Source organism: Haloechinothrix aidingensis (assembly GCF_013450155.1).
In the GTDB taxonomy this organism is placed as follows: Bacteria; Actinomycetota; Actinomycetes; order Mycobacteriales; family Pseudonocardiaceae; genus Haloechinothrix; species Haloechinothrix aidingensis.
In genome coordinates, this window is sequence record NZ_JACCKD010000003.1 from 550,214 (window position 1) to 565,631 (window position 15,418).

Consider the following 15,418-nt stretch of genomic DNA (forward strand, 5'->3'; position numbering starts at 1 on the left):
ACAGCTACCTCGCACGGACGGAACGTTCACTGAACGTGTCACCTACACCCGGAATATCCCCCTGAAGGGGACCTTATATCCCTCTACCGGGTCATTCTTAGCGTAGACTTTGCCTGCTATCAACCGCTTCTTCTGATTCGTCACTCTCGCGGTCCAGCGGATGGCGTGACGTGAGTGGAGTGCATCGCGCGTTCGCTACCGTCCGTGTGCCCCGTGGGGGCGATGGAGCGGTGCGGGTCGCGTGCCGCGGGTGCCTGCGGGATGGCCCGCGCTCGTAGCGGGGGCACCGGTCTCCGCAGTGGACGGTCACGCTGGGCACCCGGCACGCTGCGGCCCGGACCCCGAATCCCGGCGGTACCGGGCAGGGCCCGCGTTCCGGGTGCCCCCGTAGCTGTCTACAAAGGATGCGTGTCTGCCGGGATCTGCGGTACGTCCGCCCTCGTCCTTCGCGAGCAGGCGGGTAGGCACGGCAGGGACGAGCCAGGCTGCTCGGGGCCGCCCGGTCGAGCCGCCCCGTGACAGCAGTCAGCCCCCTGCCATTACTGGCCAGGGGGCTGGACGGATGGTGCGCGATGCTGGGTTTGAACCAGCGACCTCTACCGTGTCAAGGTAGCGCTCTCCCGCTGAGCTAATCGCGCGAGGCGGAGGCGGGAATCGAACCCGCGTACAGGGCTTTGCAGGCCCTTGCCTGAGCCACTCGGCCACTCCGCCGGGTAATCCCGGCCTCCTGTGAGGCTATCGCAGGAAGGGAGTCCCCGAGTGGAGGACCCCATCCGAGCGGACGACGGGATTCGAACCCGCGACCCTCACCTTGGCAAGGTGATGCGCTACCAGCTGCGCTACGTCCGCATCTCGCCGACCCCGGACCGAACCCGGCCCTGCGCGGTGACGCAGGAAGTACTCTATAAGACCCTTGATCGGCTTCGACAACCGGGGGGATACATCCGGCGTGATCAGGCCCGATCGTTGGGCATGAGGTGGGTCAACGCCTCGTCGACATCCACCCACAGGTGCTCGTTGCCCGGAAGCACCACGTCGTAGGTCCGGTCGAGGAAGTCGGCGAGCTCCTGCGCCGAGGCCTCGAACACCGCGTGACCCGACGGCGAGTTCAGCTCCACCAGCACCGACTCGGGCTCTTCGAGGGACGGCCGGATCCGCACATCTCCGTTACCCGCCTCGGCGAGTAACCCGTCCGCGACGAGGTCGCGTGCGAACACCCATTCCACCCAGCCCGCGCGGCCGGTGCGGAACGCCGCGACCACCGCGTAGGGGTCGCGGGTGTCATACCGCAACTCGACTTTGACGGGAACCGCCGGTGTTTGCGGTGCCAACAGATCGAACACCGCGGCCGAGCGAAGCGTTACGTGGTCGTTGCGCATCGTTCTACCCTTCTTCTCCCTCCCCGGCACCGTTCCGCCGGCCGAGCTTCACCCATGGGACGGCCACGGCCGCCTGTTCGCTCGCGATTGTCACCCAGATCACCCGATCGAGTTTCAGCGCGCCTGATGTTACTGGGTACATACTGCTCTTTGAAACCGCCATGCGACAGCAATGTCCCGCGAATGTCTTAAGCGAGTTCGATCACGTCCGGGCTACCGTAACCCTATGACGAGGAGTTTGTTCACTCCGTGTCCGGCCACTCGCGGTTCGTGAGCACCCCGTCCGACCCGTCTGAGAGGCTCGGCGACGGCTGTTGTAGAGTTCTTCCTGCATCCGGCGCGATTAGCTCAGCGGGAGAGCGCTTCGTTCACACCGAAGAGGTCGCTGGTTCGAACCCAGCATCGCGCACCATCACGCCGGCGTGCCGGGCCTTCCGGCCCACTGCGTTGGGCGTCCCGGCCCACTGTGTTGGGCTCGGGAGCACCCGTCCGGTTACCGTTCCTGCCTCTCCAGGCAGGACTACGGCGTCCCCGAGAGTGCTGCGGGCGCTGCCCGCTCACGTGACGCCGAGCTCCCTGCGCAACCAGTCCACTTGCATGCGGAGCAGGTTCTCGGCGACATCCTCGTCCTGCGGCGTCATGTGCGTGGCCCCGACGAGCGGGAGGAAGGTGTGCTGCCTGCCCGCCGCCAGCAGTGCCGAGGACAGCCGCAAGGCGTGTGCCACGAAGACGTTGTCGTCGGCCAGGCCGTGCACGATCAGCAAGGGCCTGCTCAACCGTTTCGCGTCGTCGAGTAGCGAGTTCCGCCGGTACACCTCGGCTTCGGACTCGGGGTGGCCGAGATACCGCTCGGTGTAGTGGGTGTCGTACAGCGACCAGTCCACCACCGGCGCTCCGGCGACCGCGGCATGAAACACCTCGGGTCGGCGTAGTACCGCCAACGCGGCGAGATAGCCGCCGTAGGACCATCCCCTGATCGCGACCCGGCCGGTGTCCAGCTCGGGGCGCTCCGCCGCGAGCGCGTGCAGCGCGTCGACCTGGTCGGCCAGGGTCACGCCTGCGAGATCACCGGCCACTTCCTTCTCCCAGTCCGGCCCTCGCCCCGGGGTCCCCCGCCCGTCGGCGATCACCACCGCGAAGCCCTGATCGGCGAACCACTGCGCGGACAGGAACGCGTTACGGCTGCACAGCACACGTTGGGCGTGCGGCCCGCCGTACGGATCGAGCAGAACCGGCAACGGCCCGTCCTGCTCCCGGTACCCCGTCGGCAGCAACAACGCGGTACGAAGCTCCCTGTCCCCCACCACGTGCACGGCGAGGTTCGGTTCCACCCCGGGCTCCTCCGGGTACGAGCCGACCGGCACCTCCGCTCGCCCCGGGCGCAGCACGGCCACCCGAGGTCCACTGTGATCGAGGCCCCAGCTGGACAGCACCGTCGTCTCGGCGGTACCCGCCCCGATGTGCACACCTGCGGAGGTCGACACACGAAGCACGCTGTCGCCCTCGGTGCGGTAGACGTGGATCTGGGTCGGGTCGTCCTCGGACGCGCAGAACAGGACCTCCGTGCCGACGTGCAGAACCGAACGCACCTGCACGTGCGGCTCGGTGACAGGCTTGCCGTCGATCACCAACCGGTGCGCGCCGTCGCTGACCGCGATCCACACCAGACGCCCGTCCACGGTCCACGCCGGCACGCCGGAAGCGAGCTCCACCCAGTTCGGGTCGGTCTCGCTGTGCAGCACTGTCGTGCTGCCGTCCCGCGTGTCGACGGCATGGACGTCCACCCTGCGCTGGTCACGGGACTGCACGGAGATGAGTGGCGGGCCCCCTTCCGACCAGTGCGCCGCGACCAGGTACTCCCAGTCCCCCGCCCGGACCGGGATGACCGTCCCGTCCAGGCCGACCAGAGCCACCGAGACCGCGACATTGCGCGAACCCGCGGCCGGGTAGGGCACCGCTCGCGCGTCCCGCTCCGGCTGTGCCGGGTCGGCGATCGTCCAGCGCGGCACGGCCGAGTCGTCGCTGCGCTGCGCAAGGAGGAAGTGCCCGTCCGGCGACCACCAGTACCCGGCGGCCCTGCCCATCTCCTCCGCGGCGATGAACTCCGCGACCCCCCAGCTGACATTCGGGTCGGTGGACGAGACCAGCTCCACGTCCGTGCCGCTGTCCAGGGCGATCACCCGCAGCGCTCCCCCGCAGGCATAGGCCAGCTGCGTGCCCTGGGGGTTCAATCGCGGATCGGCCACGGCCCCCTGGGCGGTGGCGTACTCGGAGATCGCTCCGGACGCGACGTCGACGGTGAACAACCGGCCGGAGAGGGTGAACGCGGCGGTCTCGCACGCCGAGTCCACCGAGTACCGCACCACCCCGCCGCCGGTTTCCCTGCTGCGCTCCCGGCGTGCCCGCTCCTCGTCCGAGAGGTTCTCGTCCCCGGAAAGCAGGCGGTCGGCGTCGACGATCTTCACCTCGCGCCCGGACGTCAGGTCGACCGACCACAGGTCGTGCTGCCTGTCGTAGCCGTCCGCGCTGCGCAGGAACAGCACGCGTGAGCCGTCCGAGGCGACCCGGAAGTCCCGGGGCGCTCCCAGCGTGAAGCGTTGTGTGCGGGCGAGCCTGCGCAGGAACGTGCCAGATCCGGTCACCGAACGAGCTCCTCATCTGCATGTGGGCATGCACGACTGTTCACGGCTGGCCGAACACTATCTTCCGGCGACCGCTCGTGCCCGCGCACCGGTGCGGGGACGGTGCCGGGTACGGCGGCCATCGCCCCGGCTACACCCCAGCGGACAACGAATCGCCTTGAAGGCAGGCTATACACACAATGAATCGTCGCATCGTGCAACGTTGTCGTGCTGATTCGCGCGCATCGGGGCGCCTATGCTGTTGATATGACGCTGACCGCGAACTCCTTGCGCACGCACGCCGCGACCGAGTACATCGAGCTGGACGAGCGCTGGTCGACGCACAACTACCACCCGCTGCCGGTCGTGCTCGCCGAAGGGCGGGGTTGTTGGGTGACCGACGTGGACGGCAACGATTACCTCGACTTCCTCGCCGGCTACTCGGCACTCAACTTCGGTCACCGCCACCCCGACCTCGTGGCGGCCGCCTCGGCGCAGCTCGAGAGGCTCACGCTGACCTCCCGCGCCTTCCACCACGACCAGTTCGGAGCCTTCTGCCGCGAGCTCGCCGAGCTGACCGGGACCGAGATGGTGCTGCCGATGAACTCCGGTGCCGAGGCCGTCGAGTCAGCGGTGAAGGTGGCCAGGAAGTGGGCCTACCGCATCAAGGGGGTGCCGGACGGTACGGCGGAGATCGTGACGATGGGGTCCAACTTCCACGGCCGGACAACGACCATCGTCTCGTTCTCCGAGGACACGGATGCGCGTACGGATTACGGTCCCTACACACCCGGCTTCGTCACGGTCCCCTACGGGGACGCGTCCGCCGTCGCCGACGCGATCACCGAGCGGACCGCGGCCGTACTACTCGAACCCGTTCAGGGCGAGGCCGGTGTCGTCACCCCGCCGCCCGGTTTCCTGGCCGAGGTCAGGAGGCTCTGCGACGAGCGCGGTGTGCTCCTGATCGCCGACGAGATCCAGTCCGGTCTCGCGCGCACCGGCACCGTGCTCGCACTCGACCACGCCGGGGTACGCGCGGACCTCTACACGCTGGGTAAGGCACTCGGCGGGGGCATCCTGCCGGTCTCGGCCGTGGTGGGGAACGCGGCGGTGCTCGGCCTGCTGCGCCCCGGCCAGCACGGCTCCACGTTCGGTGGCAACCCCCTGGCATGCGCCGTCGGCCGGGCCGTCGTCCGCCTGCTCGGGTCCGGCGAGTACCAGCGCCGCGCCACCGAGCTCGGCGCGCACCTGCACGGCAGGCTGGGCGAGCTCGTCGGGCACGGCGTCGACGCGGTGCGCGGGGTCGGCCTGTGGGCGGGCGTGGACATCGCACCGGGCGGGCCGACCGGTCGCCAGGCGTCCGAGATGCTCGCCGCCAAGGGTGTGCTGTGCAAGGAAACGCACGGTTCGACTTTGCGGATCGCTCCACCGCTGGTCATCGACAAGGCGGAGCTGGAAAGCGGCATCGACGCCATCGCCGAGGTGCTCACCGGGTAGCGGGAGCCGGTCAGGCGCTCCCGTCGGACTCCCGCGCCAGTGCCGTCAGCCTGCTCAGCGCGCGGAGGTACTTCTTGCGGTAGCCACCACGCACCATCTCCTCGGAGAACAACACAGACAGCGGCTCCCCCGACGCGACGACCGGGATCGCCCTGTCGTACAGCCGGTCCACGAACGAGACCAGCCGCAACGCCACACTCTGGTCGGTCACCGCGGTCACCCCGCTCAGGTGAACCGCAGCCACCCCGTCGAGCAGGCGCCCGTACCGCGAGGGATGCAATCGCGCCAGGTGCTCGCACAGCGTGCCGAAGTCGTCCATCGTCGCCCCGTCCAGCGCGGCGGCCGAGGCCGCCAGCTCGCCCTCGCTGACCGGGTCGGGCGCGTCCACCGCGTCGCGATGCCGGTAGTCCGGGCCGTCCACGCGGACGACCTCGAACCGTGCCGACAGGGCCTGGATCTCACGCAGGAAGTCCTCCGCGGCGAACCGGCCCTCGCCGAGCTTGTCCGGCAGCGTGTTCGAGGTCGCTGCCACATGCACCCCTGCCGCCATCAACTCCCGCAGCAGGCGCGTGACCAACATCGTGTCGCCGGGGTCGTCGAGCTCGAACTCGTCGATGGCGAGCAACTGGTGATCGGCGAGCCTGGCCACCGCCGCGCTGAACCCGAGCAGCCCCACGAGGTGGGTCAGCTCGACGAACGTGCAGTACGCCTTCGGCCCCGGCACGTCGTGCCACAACGAGGCGAGCAGGTGCGTCTTGCCGACCCCGAACCCGCCGTCGAAGTACAGGCCGCGAGTCCCGTCCCGGCTCGCCTTCGCGTTCCGCGTGCCGAGCCTGCCGGGAAGCAGTGCGCGCCACCCCCGGCGCGCGCCGGACCCCGCCCGCGCGGCCACGCGCGCGGCGAACGCGGCGCCTTCGGTCACCGCCCGCTGCTGGCTGGGTTCGTCGGGGTTGGGGATGTACGTCCCGAACCGGACGGTGTCGAACCGCGGCGGCGGGACGAGCGCGCCGACCAGCTCGTCGGCACCGACCGTGGGCCACCGGTCGGCCAGCCTGCCCGCGGACGTGTCACCAGCTGTCTCGTCAGCGGTGTCAGGGCCTGCGTCGGGACCAAGGGACATGGCGGGAGCGTAGCTGGCCTGCCGCTGTGATGAGATGAACGCGTGGACCAGCTGTGGCCGATGACACCGCACGAAGCGGCGACGCGCACGGTCGGCGACGCCGACCTCGAGGCGCTCTACGCCTACCCGGAACCACTCGAACGGCCGTGGGTGCAGGCGAACTTCATCGCCTCGGTCGACGGCGCTGCCAGCGTCGAGGGTGGCTCCTCCGGGCTGTCCCACCCCGTGGACCGGCGCGTGTTCGGGCTCGGCAGGGACCTGGCCGATGTGGTACTCGCGGGGGCCGGAACCGTGCTCGCCGAGAACTACGCCGGCGTCAAACCGAGCGCCCGGCGTCTCGAACGCCGCGCGCGGCTCGGGCTGGCCGAGGTGCCGCCCATCGCGGTGGTCAGCAACAGCTGCGCCATCCCGCCGACGTCACGGGTGATGGTCGAGACCTCCGTGCCGCCCATCGTGCTGACCTGCCAGGCTGCTCCTCCCGAGCGGGCGGATGCGCTCCGCGGAGCCGGCGCCGAGGTGATCACCGCAGGGGAGCACGGCGTGGACCTGGTGACGGCTCTCGACGCCCTGCGCGATCGGGGGTTCTACCGCATCGACTGCGAGGGCGGCCCGCGGCTGTTCGCCGGCATGCTCGCCGCCGACCTGATCGACCAGCTGTGCCTGACCGTTGCCCCGCTGGCCACCGGCGCCGGTGCCGATCGCATCGCGGCCGGCACGCCTGCCGAGCACCTCCACCGGTTCGAGCTGGCCTCGGTGCTGCACGAGGACGGCTTCCTGCTGCTGCGCTACCGGCGTCCGGCAGCCGACCACGGCACGTGAGTACGAGCCGAAGGACTCCCCGGGTACCTGTGGTGCACCGGAGGAGTCCTTCGGCTCGTCACCGCTACGCCACGACGCCGTCGGCACGCCACCGTGCGATCTGGTTCGACGTGTATCCCAGCCGTGCCAGCACGGTGTCGGTGTGCTCGCCGAGCGCGGGGATCGCTCCGTGTTCCGGTGGCACACCGTCCGGCATGGCGGGCGCCGACAGCATCCGCAATGGGCCGACCGGCGAGCCGGCATCCTGCCACTTCCCCAGCTCGCGCAGTTGCGGATGCTCGGCGAGTCCCGCCACCGAGTTGAGCCTGCCTGCGGCGATCGATGCCTCGTCAAGGCGTGCGAGCAGCTCGCCTGTCGGAAGTCCCGAGGTCACCTTCGTCACGAGGTAGTCGACGCGCTCCCGGTTGCGTGCCCGGCCGATGTTGGTCGCCAGCTCCCGGTCGTCCAGCAGCTCGGGGCGCTCCAACACCTGCCGCACGAGGCGGTCCCATTCCCGGTCGTTCTGTACCCCGATGAGCACCAGGTCACCGTCGGCGGTGGGATAGGCGTCGTACGGCACGATCGCCGGGTGCGCCGTACCCGTACGTGGCGGGGCACCTCCCCCGTAGCTCGCCATGTACAGCGGGTGGCCCATCCACTCCGCGAGCGCTTCCAGCATGCTCACATGCACCGACGACCCCTGGCCGGTGCGTTCCCTGCGAAACAGCGCGGCCAGTGTGGCCGAGTAAGCGTACATTCCGGCTGCGATATCGGCGATCGGGATGCCGGACTTGGCCGGCGATCCGTGCGTCCCCGTAACCGAGACCACGCCGGCCTCCCCCTGCACGAGGAAGTCGTAGGCCCGCCTGTCCTGGTACGGCCCGCTCCGGCCGTAGCCGGAGATCTCGACGGCGACCAGTCCGGGGTAGGCGGCCGCGGCCGTCGCGGCGTCCACGCCGAGACTCCCGGCGGATCCGGGCCCGAGGTTGTGCACGAACACGTCCGCACGCTCGAGCAGCGCGCCGAGTACGTCACCACCTGCCGGAGCCTTCACGTCGAGCGCGATGGACTCCTTGCCGCGGTTGAGCCAGACGAAGTGCGACGCCAGGCCGAGTACCTCCGTGTCGTAGTGGCGCGCGAAGTCGCCGCCGTCGACCCGTTCCACCTTGGTCACCACGGCACCCTGGTCAGCGAGGTGCCGGGTGGCGAGCGGAGCCGCGACAGCCTGTTCGAGCGCCACCACACGTACACCCTCCAGCGGCCGCTGGTCACCTGTGTCTCTCGCCGAGCCCCGGGACCCCGCATCCGTACCGTCTTCGCGATCACGCTCCATGCGCGTCATCCTCCTGCCTCCTGGAGCGGCGGTGCTTACCGGCTACTCACCTCGGCTCTGCCATGCTCGACGCCGAGAGTGGCAGACGACAGACACGACAGCGCGTGAGGAAGAGGGTGTGGGGTGCCACCTGCTCGACTTCGCGGCCGAGCCGGTCGGGTGCCGGCGCTCGCCGTCGCCGCCGCGACGCTACTGGCTGGATGCGTCCCCGGACCGTCCGAGCGGCCCGCGGTCATCGCCCAGGACGATCCGGTGACCGGGGACTCGGACGAGATCGAGGACGAGGTGCCCTTGCCCACGCTCGAGCGGCCCGAACATCCCGGCGTCTCGTGGCAGGACTGCGAGGGAGATGCTCGCGACCGCATCGACGAGCAGGACGTGCCCGGATCGATGCGCGTCGACTGCGCGATGGTCAGCAGCGTGCTCGACCCACCGGGACTCCCGGACCGCGGCATGATCCGGCTGTCCCTGACCAGGATCGGCAACGGGGATATTCCGTTGCTCGTCGTCAACGACGTCGGCGGCCTGCCCGGTGGGGTGTACGCGGCTCGGCTGGCCGGTCAGCTGCCCGAGGAGATGCTCGAGACGTTCTCGCTCGTCGGCGTCGATCGCCGGTACACCGGCAGGTCCAACCCCAACGAATGCATCGAACCGGATACCAGGGAGCGGATGCTGGGGTTCGACCCGGCGGCCGAGGATCTCAAACCGCTGATCGACACGGCCGGTAGCGCCGGCCAGCAGTGCACCATCGAGCTCGGCAACGAGCAGGGCGCCCTGGACTCCTGGCGCAGCGCAGGTGACCTGGAACACATCCGGGAGCAGCTCGGGATGTCCCGGCTGCACGCGATCGGCCGTGGCGACGGATCCCAGGTGCTCGACCTCTACGCGCAGCGCTACCCGGACACCGTTGGCCGGTTCATCGTCGACGGGATCCCCGACCCCGCCGACGACCACGCCGCCAAGCTAGAAGGGATCGCCGAGGGGACGCAGGACGCGTTCGAGGCCTTCGCCGCGGACTGTTCGCGCAACGACTGCCCACTGGACGACGCCGAGGCGGCGGTCACCGAGCTCACCGGGGAGCTGCGGGCGGACCCGCTCCGAACGCCGCAGGGCGAGCTGATGGGTCCCGCGCTCGCGCTGCGGGCGATCCGGGCCGGACTTGCCGACCGGGAACGGTGGCCGGAACTGGCCGAGGGCATCGGCGACGCCCTCGACGGCGACGCGGCGGGCCTGGCCACGTTCAGCGAGCCGATGCTGCACGCCACCATCAACGGGCCACCGACGGTGGACACCGCATGGGGGACCCGATGCAACGACACCCCGACCCGGCTCAGCCCCGACCGCATCAACGAGACCAGCGCCGAGTGGCGGGAGCGATTCCCGGTCTTCGGCGGGCTCGTCGCCCAGCGGCTCGCCTGGTGCGCGCCGTGGCCGACCGTGGAGGAGCAACCGGCCGAGGGGATCACCGATGAGGTCCCGCCGATCCTGGTCGTCACGACGGCAGCCGACCCGGTGACGCCCGAGGAAGGCAGCCAGCGACGCGCGATGCAGATGCCGACCTCGGTCACGCTGTCCTGGCAGGGCGCAGGGCACGGTGCGATCGGCCGGTCCGGCTGCGTGAACGAGCGCGTGCACGGCTTCCTCGCGGACGGGGACGTGCCGGCGGACGGCACGCCCTGCCCTGCGTAGGGTGTGTCTGCCAACCCCGCGTACCTGCTGAACCGGCTGGTCGGCGCGCATACCGGCTGAGGGCACCACGGCAGCGGGGTGCGGGTGAGCGGCATTCCCGCACGTCGGAATCGTGGCGCGAGCAACGCCCACCGCGTCCAGCGGCGCGACCCCGCGCAAGTACACTCGATCCGGTAACTGTGGCGGATTCTTTCGCGTCCGCCCCGTCGCACGGTTGGTGCGGGCGGTTCGCTACCCCAGCCGCACAGCACCACGGCCGTGCAGGCAACGTCTCCAGGAGCGAGCACCATCGAAACCGGGCAGCTGATCGCAGGGCACTACCGCCTGGCCGAGCATGTCGGTTCCGGCGCGATGGGTGTCGTCTGGCGTGCGGTCGACGTGCGCCTCGAACGTTCGGTGGCCGTCAAGAGGGTTGTCAGCCAGCACGGCCTGTCCGAGGCCGATCGGGACGCGCTGCACAAGCGGGCGATGCGCGAGGCGAAGATCGCAGCGCGGCTGCAGCACCCGAACGCGATCGCCGTGTACGACATCACCGAGCACGAGGGCGACCCGTGCCTGGTCATGGAGTACCTGCCGTCTCGAAGCCTCTCGGATGTGCTTGCCGAGGAAGGCACGGTGCCAGTCGCAACGGCAGCCCGCATCGGCGAGCAGGTCGCCGCCGCCCTGGTCGCCGCGCATCGCGCGGGCATCGTGCACCGTGACGTCAAGCCCGGCAACATCCTCATCGACGACACCGGTGTCGCCAAGCTGACCGACTTCGGCATCTCCCGCGCGCACGGCGACATCACCCTCACGCAGACCGGCCTGGTGGCAGGCACCGCGGGGTACCTCGCTCCCGAGCTGGCCAGGGGCGGCGACCCGAGCGCCGCCTCGGACGTCTTCGCGCTCGGCGCCACCCTCTACCACGCGCTCGAGGGGCAGTCTCCCTACGGGAGCGGCGCCAACCAGCTCGCCCTGCTACACACCGCGGCCAGCGGGAAGGTCAACCCACCGGCCCGGTCCGGCCCGGCGACGGCGCTGCTGATGTCCCTGCTGCGTGTCGCTCCGGAGGAGCGAGCAACGATGCAGCAGGCCAGTGAACGGCTCGCCGCGATCGCCTCGGGCGGCGGTGTCCCCGCGCCACCCCCGCCTGTGCTGCCTGCGAGGCCACCGACCGGCGGCTCCGGCACGGCGGAACCGCCTGCGAGCGCCGCAGGGCAGGCGCCACAGCCCCCGGCCACGCGACAGCAGCCGACGCTCGCCGCGACGTCGGCCCGACCCTCCCCCGCGAGCACGGCCACCTTCGAGTCGGCGAGCGACGGAGAGCCCGCCGCAGGGCAGGCACCGAGCGGTCCGCACGCGGGGTCCCCGGGCCGCTCGGGGTCCACCCGGCCGCCGGGCGCCGCACGTAACCGTACGCTGCTACTCGGCGGGGCCGGGTTCCTCGCCTTACTGGTACTCGCGGTCGTCCTGCTCATCAATCCCGGCGACGATCCGGGCGACCCCACCGGCTCCCCTGCCGAGGACCCCGAGGTCGGGTCGGCGCCGCAGGACGATACCGGCGACACCGAGGAGCCGACCGGCACCGAGGAGTCCGTTGACGACTGGGGCGCCGCAGGCGAACTCGTCGTGGACTACTACACGTTACCCAGCGAGATCGACGCCTCCTGGGACATGCTGACCGCCGCAGGGCAGGGTGCCTTCGATGGCAAGCGCGGCTTCGAGCAGTACTGGCAGGGCTACGACCAGGTCTACGCGCAGAACGCGCGAGCGGACCAGAACGAGGACGGCTCGGTCACCATCTCCGCCGATGTCACCTTCATCGAGGGCGGGGAGGAGCGCACCGAGAGCCGGGAGCTGCGTATCGTCAAGATCGACGGTGAGCTGCAGATCGACTCGGACACCCGCTAGCGGGGGCAGCAGACGCTCCGTGCCGCTCTCGGCAGTGCGCGCACCGTGCCCCGTGGCTTACTGTGGACGCCATGAGCCAGGATCACCCGGCCGAGCACCCCCGGTTCTCCGATGATCTGATCGGTCTGGATCCGGACGACCAGGAGGCGCGCGCGTTCGCCGAGCATCTCGACAAGATGGAACGCAGCGGACCAGGTTTCACCATCGAGGGCTCCCTGCAGGGGGTCGCGGACTTCGCGGAGTCGAGCACCAAGCTCGGCGGGCCGCGCCGGTACGTCGTGGCGCTGGTCGTGACCCTGATTCTGCTCGGTATCCTGGCCGCCACCTGGCAGTTCGCCGGCGGACTGGCCGCGTGGTTGACGGGATAGGGTGCACGCATGGAGCAGGAAACACCCTCGAGTCCCCGGGTCGCCAAGAGTGAGCGGCAGTGGCGGGAAGAGCTCTCCGCTACCGAGTACCACATCCTCCGTGAGGCAGGCACCGAACCGCCCTTCTCCGGGCAGTACACCGACACCACCACCGAAGGCGTCTACTCGTGCCGTGCCTGCGGTGCCGAGCTGTTCACCAGCGACACCAAGTTCCACAGCCACTGCGGCTGGCCGTCCTTCTTCGACCCCGCCCGGTCCGATGCCGTGCTGCTGCGCGAGGATCGCAGCCTGGGCATGGTGCGTGTCGAGGTACAGTGCGCCACCTGCCACAGCCACCTGGGCCACGTGTTCACCGGTGAGGGCTACGACACGCCCACCGACCAGCGGTACTGCATCAACTCCGTGGCGCTGACCCTGCGCCCGCGTGCCGACGGGTGAGTCAGCCCCCGGCCGCGACGACCACCCCTCGACAGGCAGGCGAGCATCGCCCCGGCCGCTCGGTCACGGGAGGGTGCCGACCAGTTCCGCTGCGGCGACCCTCGTCCCGGTGTAGAACGGCACTTCCTCGCGCACGTGCCTGCGCGCCGAGCTTGCCCGCAGCGTCCGCATCAGGTCGACGATGCGGTACAGGTCGTCTGCCTCGAAGGCGAGCATCCACTCGTAGTCGCCGAGCGCGAAGGCCGGCACCGTGTTCGCCCGGACATCCGGGTAGTCCCGCGCCTGCTGGCCGTGCTCGGCCAGCATCTGGCGCCGTTCCTCATCCGGGAGCAGGTACCACTCGTAGGAACGCACGAACGGGTACACGCACAGGTACTTGCGCGGTTCCTCCCCTGCGAGGAACGCCGGGATGTGGCTCTTGTTGAACTCCGCGGGCCGGTGCAGGGCAGCCTGGCTCCACACCGGGACCGACGCACGCCCGAGCGGTGTCCTCCGGAACCCGGTGTACGCCTCCTGCAGCCGTTCGATCTCGGGGGCGTGCCACCAGATCATGTAGTCCGCATCCGCCCGCATACCGGATACGTCGTACACGCCCCGGACGGTGATGTCCTTGCCGGCCAGCGCGTCCAGGTACTCCTGTGTCCGCGCGCCCGCCTGGTCACGATCGTCCGGAAGCCTGTCGGGGTCGGCCCGGAACACCGACCACATGGTGTACCGGATCGTGTCGTTGAGCTCGCGGATCCGCGCCGCGTTCGTCTCACCCGTCATAACCCGATTCTGCCCGCACGGCGACCTTCCCGGTCATCCGGGACCCTGTTCGCGAGCGGGGTCCCGCATCGCCGGTGGCTCGCCCGTCAGCCCGCGGGCCACCGCGCGTGCGGCGGCGTCCCCGGAGCCGATGCAGGCGGGTATGCCCACGCCGCGCAGGGCCGCTCCGGCGACCGCGAGCCGGGGTAGCCCGGCGACGGCACGGTCGATACGGCCCACCCGCTCGGTGTGCCCCACCCCGTACTGCGGGAGCGCGTCGTTCCAGCGATACACGGCCGAGGCCGTCGGTTCGGCTGCCACGCCGGCGACCTCCGCCAGGTCGGCACGCACGCTCCGGATCAGCTCCGCGTCGCCTGCCTGCAGCGAACCGCGGTCGGCGAACCGCCCTACCGAACCGCGTACGAGCATGCCGTGCTCGGCGGCACGCTCGGCGTAGTGTGGCCACTTGCGGGACAGGAAGGTGAACGCCTTGGCGGTGAAGTCACCGCCGCCGGTATGGCGCTCCCCCGTGGCGATCAGCACCCCGGAGGCATCGGGCAGCTCGGTCCCCGGCGGGAAGGCGAATTGCACCACGGCCATCGACGCCAGCTCCACCTCGGCGAAGGCGCGTGCCGCCTCCCCGGACTCCTCGGCGAGCAGGTCGCTCGCCACCGGAGCGGGCACGGCCAGCACGACACCGTCCACCTCCAGCTCCGCGCCCGTCGTCCCGAGGCCGACACGCCACCCCGATGCCGGGGCGGCCCGTAGCCCGCTCGCGGGCTCGCCGTATCTGATCTCGGCTGCCGACCGCGCCGCCAGCTCACGCACCAGTACGGACAGGCCGCCGTGCAGCGTGCCGAACACCGGGTCGCGAGCTGTCTCCGCCGGCAACAGCGCCGCCGCTGCGCTGGTCAGCGACCCTGCCCCGGCATCGAGCTGCCTGGCCAGCTCGGGAAGCACCGCGCGCAGTCCGAGCCCGTCGGCCCCGCCCGCGTACACCCCACCGAGCAGCGGATCCACCACGCGGTCCACGAGCTCGTCACCGAACCGCTCGCGCAGCAGCGCGCCGAGCGAGACGTCCCCCGCGGGCAGCGCGAGCACGGGAAGGTCGTTCTCGGCGCGTACCGCGGCGCGCCCGTGTGGCGACAGCGCCTCCGCGACCACGTCCGGCGATCCGGGGATGCCGAGAACGGTGGGCGCGGGTAGCGGCACGGTTCTCGCACCGGCCCGGATGCGCGGGCGCGCGTCGGCCGGGTGCACCAGCCGCCCGCGCAGCCCGAGCTCGTCCACCAGATCCAGCGCCTCGGGCCTGCGCGCGAGGAACGCCTCGGCGCCCGTGTCCACCGGTAGCCCGGACAGCTCGGCGGTGCACACCTTGCCGCCCGCGTGCGGGCCGGCTTCGAGCACGGTGATCCGCACGCTGTCACCGAGCAGGGTGCGCAGCCGGTACGCCGCGGTCAGCCCGGCGATCCCACCGCCGACCACCGCGATCCTCATATCGCTCCCCTACGTCGAGCGGTCTGCCACCGACCGCTCAG

General features: G+C 70.6%; 12 protein-coding genes and 4 tRNA genes. 7 read left to right on the top strand and 9 right to left on the bottom strand.

The window, feature by feature from the left end:
- Nucleotides 1-563: 563 nt before the first annotated feature.
- From H0B56_RS10930 to H0B56_RS10945, 4 genes are all read right to left on the bottom strand, one after another.
- Nucleotides 564-638: transfer RNA gene (locus H0B56_RS10930), tRNA-Val, on the bottom strand.
- Nucleotide 639: 1 nt separating this feature from the next.
- Nucleotides 640-711 (bottom strand) — tRNA-Cys (locus H0B56_RS10935).
- Nucleotides 712-776: 65 nt separating this feature from the next.
- A tRNA-Gly gene (locus H0B56_RS10940) sits at nt 777-849 on the bottom strand.
- A 104-nt stretch (nt 850-953) separates the two neighbouring features.
- Nucleotides 954-1,379 carry an SsgA family sporulation/cell division regulator gene (locus H0B56_RS10945; protein WP_089301181.1) on the bottom strand — a complete coding sequence of 142 codons (426 nt, stop codon included), beginning with the start codon at nt 1,377-1,379 and terminating at the stop codon, nt 954-956.
- Nucleotides 1,380-1,716: 337 nt separating this feature from the next.
- On the opposite strand from H0B56_RS10945, the gene H0B56_RS10950 reads away from it, so the two are divergent.
- A tRNA-Val gene (locus H0B56_RS10950) sits at nt 1,717-1,791 on the top strand.
- A 145-nt stretch (nt 1,792-1,936) separates the two neighbouring features.
- Here H0B56_RS10950 and H0B56_RS10955 read toward each other — a convergent pair.
- Entirely contained in the window at nt 1,937-4,021 is a 2,085-nt protein-coding gene (locus tag H0B56_RS10955; RefSeq protein WP_180892855.1) for a prolyl oligopeptidase family serine peptidase, read from the bottom strand.
- 246 nt (nt 4,022-4,267) lie between these two features.
- On the opposite strand from H0B56_RS10955, the gene rocD reads away from it, so the two are divergent.
- The gene (rocD, locus tag H0B56_RS10960) at nt 4,268-5,497 is read left to right on the top strand and encodes an ornithine--oxo-acid transaminase (RefSeq protein ID WP_180892856.1); all 1,230 of its coding nucleotides are present in this window, start codon (nt 4,268-4,270) and stop codon (nt 5,495-5,497) included.
- A 10-nt stretch (nt 5,498-5,507) separates the two neighbouring features.
- On the opposite strand, the gene zapE is transcribed toward rocD, so the two are convergent.
- The gene (gene zapE / locus H0B56_RS10965) at nt 5,508-6,617 is read right to left on the bottom strand and encodes a cell division protein ZapE (RefSeq protein ID WP_180892857.1); all 1,110 of its coding nucleotides are present in this window, start codon (nt 6,615-6,617) and stop codon (nt 5,508-5,510) included.
- A gap of 60 nt (nt 6,618-6,677) precedes the next feature.
- Between zapE and H0B56_RS10970 the strand changes: the two genes are divergently transcribed.
- Nucleotides 6,678-7,436, top strand: a complete 759-nt coding sequence (locus H0B56_RS10970) for a pyrimidine reductase family protein (protein WP_180892858.1) — start codon at nt 6,678-6,680, stop codon at nt 7,434-7,436.
- 64 nt (nt 7,437-7,500) lie between these two features.
- Here H0B56_RS10970 and H0B56_RS10975 read toward each other — a convergent pair whose 3' ends face one another.
- A complete protein-coding gene (locus tag H0B56_RS10975; protein ID WP_180892859.1) occupies nt 7,501-8,748 on the bottom strand; it encodes a CaiB/BaiF CoA transferase family protein in 1,248 nt (415 codons plus the stop codon).
- Between the two features lie 159 nt (nt 8,749-8,907).
- Here H0B56_RS10975 and H0B56_RS10980 point away from each other — a divergent pair, with 159 nt between their 5' ends.
- The 4 genes from H0B56_RS10980 to msrB all read left to right on the top strand — a co-directional run bounded on the left by H0B56_RS10980 (nt 8,908) and on the right by msrB (nt 13,133).
- A complete protein-coding gene (locus tag H0B56_RS10980) occupies nt 8,908-10,437 on the top strand; it encodes an alpha/beta hydrolase (protein ID WP_343063846.1) in 1,530 nt (509 codons plus the stop codon).
- Between the two features lie 258 nt (nt 10,438-10,695).
- A complete protein-coding gene (locus H0B56_RS10985) occupies nt 10,696-12,327 on the top strand; it encodes a serine/threonine protein kinase (RefSeq protein ID WP_343063847.1) in 1,632 nt (543 codons plus the stop codon).
- Between the two features lie 71 nt (nt 12,328-12,398).
- Complete coding sequence (locus H0B56_RS10990) at nt 12,399-12,695, top strand: hypothetical protein (RefSeq protein ID WP_180892861.1); 297 nt, start codon at nt 12,399-12,401, stop codon at nt 12,693-12,695.
- A 9-nt stretch (nt 12,696-12,704) separates the two neighbouring features.
- Nucleotides 12,705-13,133, top strand: coding sequence for a peptide-methionine (R)-S-oxide reductase MsrB (gene msrB, locus H0B56_RS10995; RefSeq protein ID WP_180892862.1), 429 nt, complete (start codon nt 12,705-12,707; stop codon nt 13,131-13,133).
- A gap of 63 nt (nt 13,134-13,196) precedes the next feature.
- Here msrB and hemQ read toward each other — a convergent pair whose 3' ends face one another.
- Nucleotides 13,197-13,901, bottom strand: a complete 705-nt coding sequence (gene hemQ / locus H0B56_RS11000) for a hydrogen peroxide-dependent heme synthase (RefSeq protein ID WP_180892863.1) — start codon at nt 13,899-13,901, stop codon at nt 13,197-13,199.
- Between the two features lie 33 nt (nt 13,902-13,934).
- Nucleotides 13,935-15,377, bottom strand: a complete 1,443-nt coding sequence (gene hemG / locus H0B56_RS11005; protein WP_180892864.1) for a protoporphyrinogen oxidase — start codon at nt 15,375-15,377, stop codon at nt 13,935-13,937.
- Between the last annotated feature and the right edge of the window lie 41 nt (nt 15,378-15,418).

What these genes read in the sequence shown, in the direction of transcription:
- H0B56_RS10970 (WP_180892858.1), top strand. Translation starts at nt 6,678, where the DNA reads ATGACACCGCACGAAGCGGCGACGCGCACGGTCGGCGACGCCGACCTC.
- hemQ (WP_180892863.1), bottom strand. Translation starts at nt 13,901, where the DNA reads ATGACGGGTGAGACGAACGCGGCGCGGATCCGCGAGCTCAACGACACG.
- zapE (WP_180892857.1), bottom strand. Translation starts at nt 6,617, where the DNA reads ATGTCCCTTGGTCCCGACGCAGGCCCTGACACCGCTGACGAGACAGCT.
- hemG (WP_180892864.1), bottom strand. Translation starts at nt 15,377, where the DNA reads ATGAGGATCGCGGTGGTCGGCGGTGGGATCGCCGGGCTGACCGCGGCG.
- H0B56_RS10990 (WP_180892861.1), top strand. Translation starts at nt 12,399, where the DNA reads ATGAGCCAGGATCACCCGGCCGAGCACCCCCGGTTCTCCGATGATCTG.
- rocD (WP_180892856.1), top strand. Translation starts at nt 4,268, where the DNA reads ATGACGCTGACCGCGAACTCCTTGCGCACGCACGCCGCGACCGAGTAC.
- msrB (WP_180892862.1), top strand. Translation starts at nt 12,705, where the DNA reads ATGGAGCAGGAAACACCCTCGAGTCCCCGGGTCGCCAAGAGTGAGCGG.
- H0B56_RS10975 (WP_180892859.1), bottom strand. Translation starts at nt 8,748, where the DNA reads ATGGAGCGTGATCGCGAAGACGGTACGGATGCGGGGTCCCGGGGCTCG.
- H0B56_RS10945 (WP_089301181.1), bottom strand. Translation starts at nt 1,379, where the DNA reads ATGCGCAACGACCACGTAACGCTTCGCTCGGCCGCGGTGTTCGATCTG.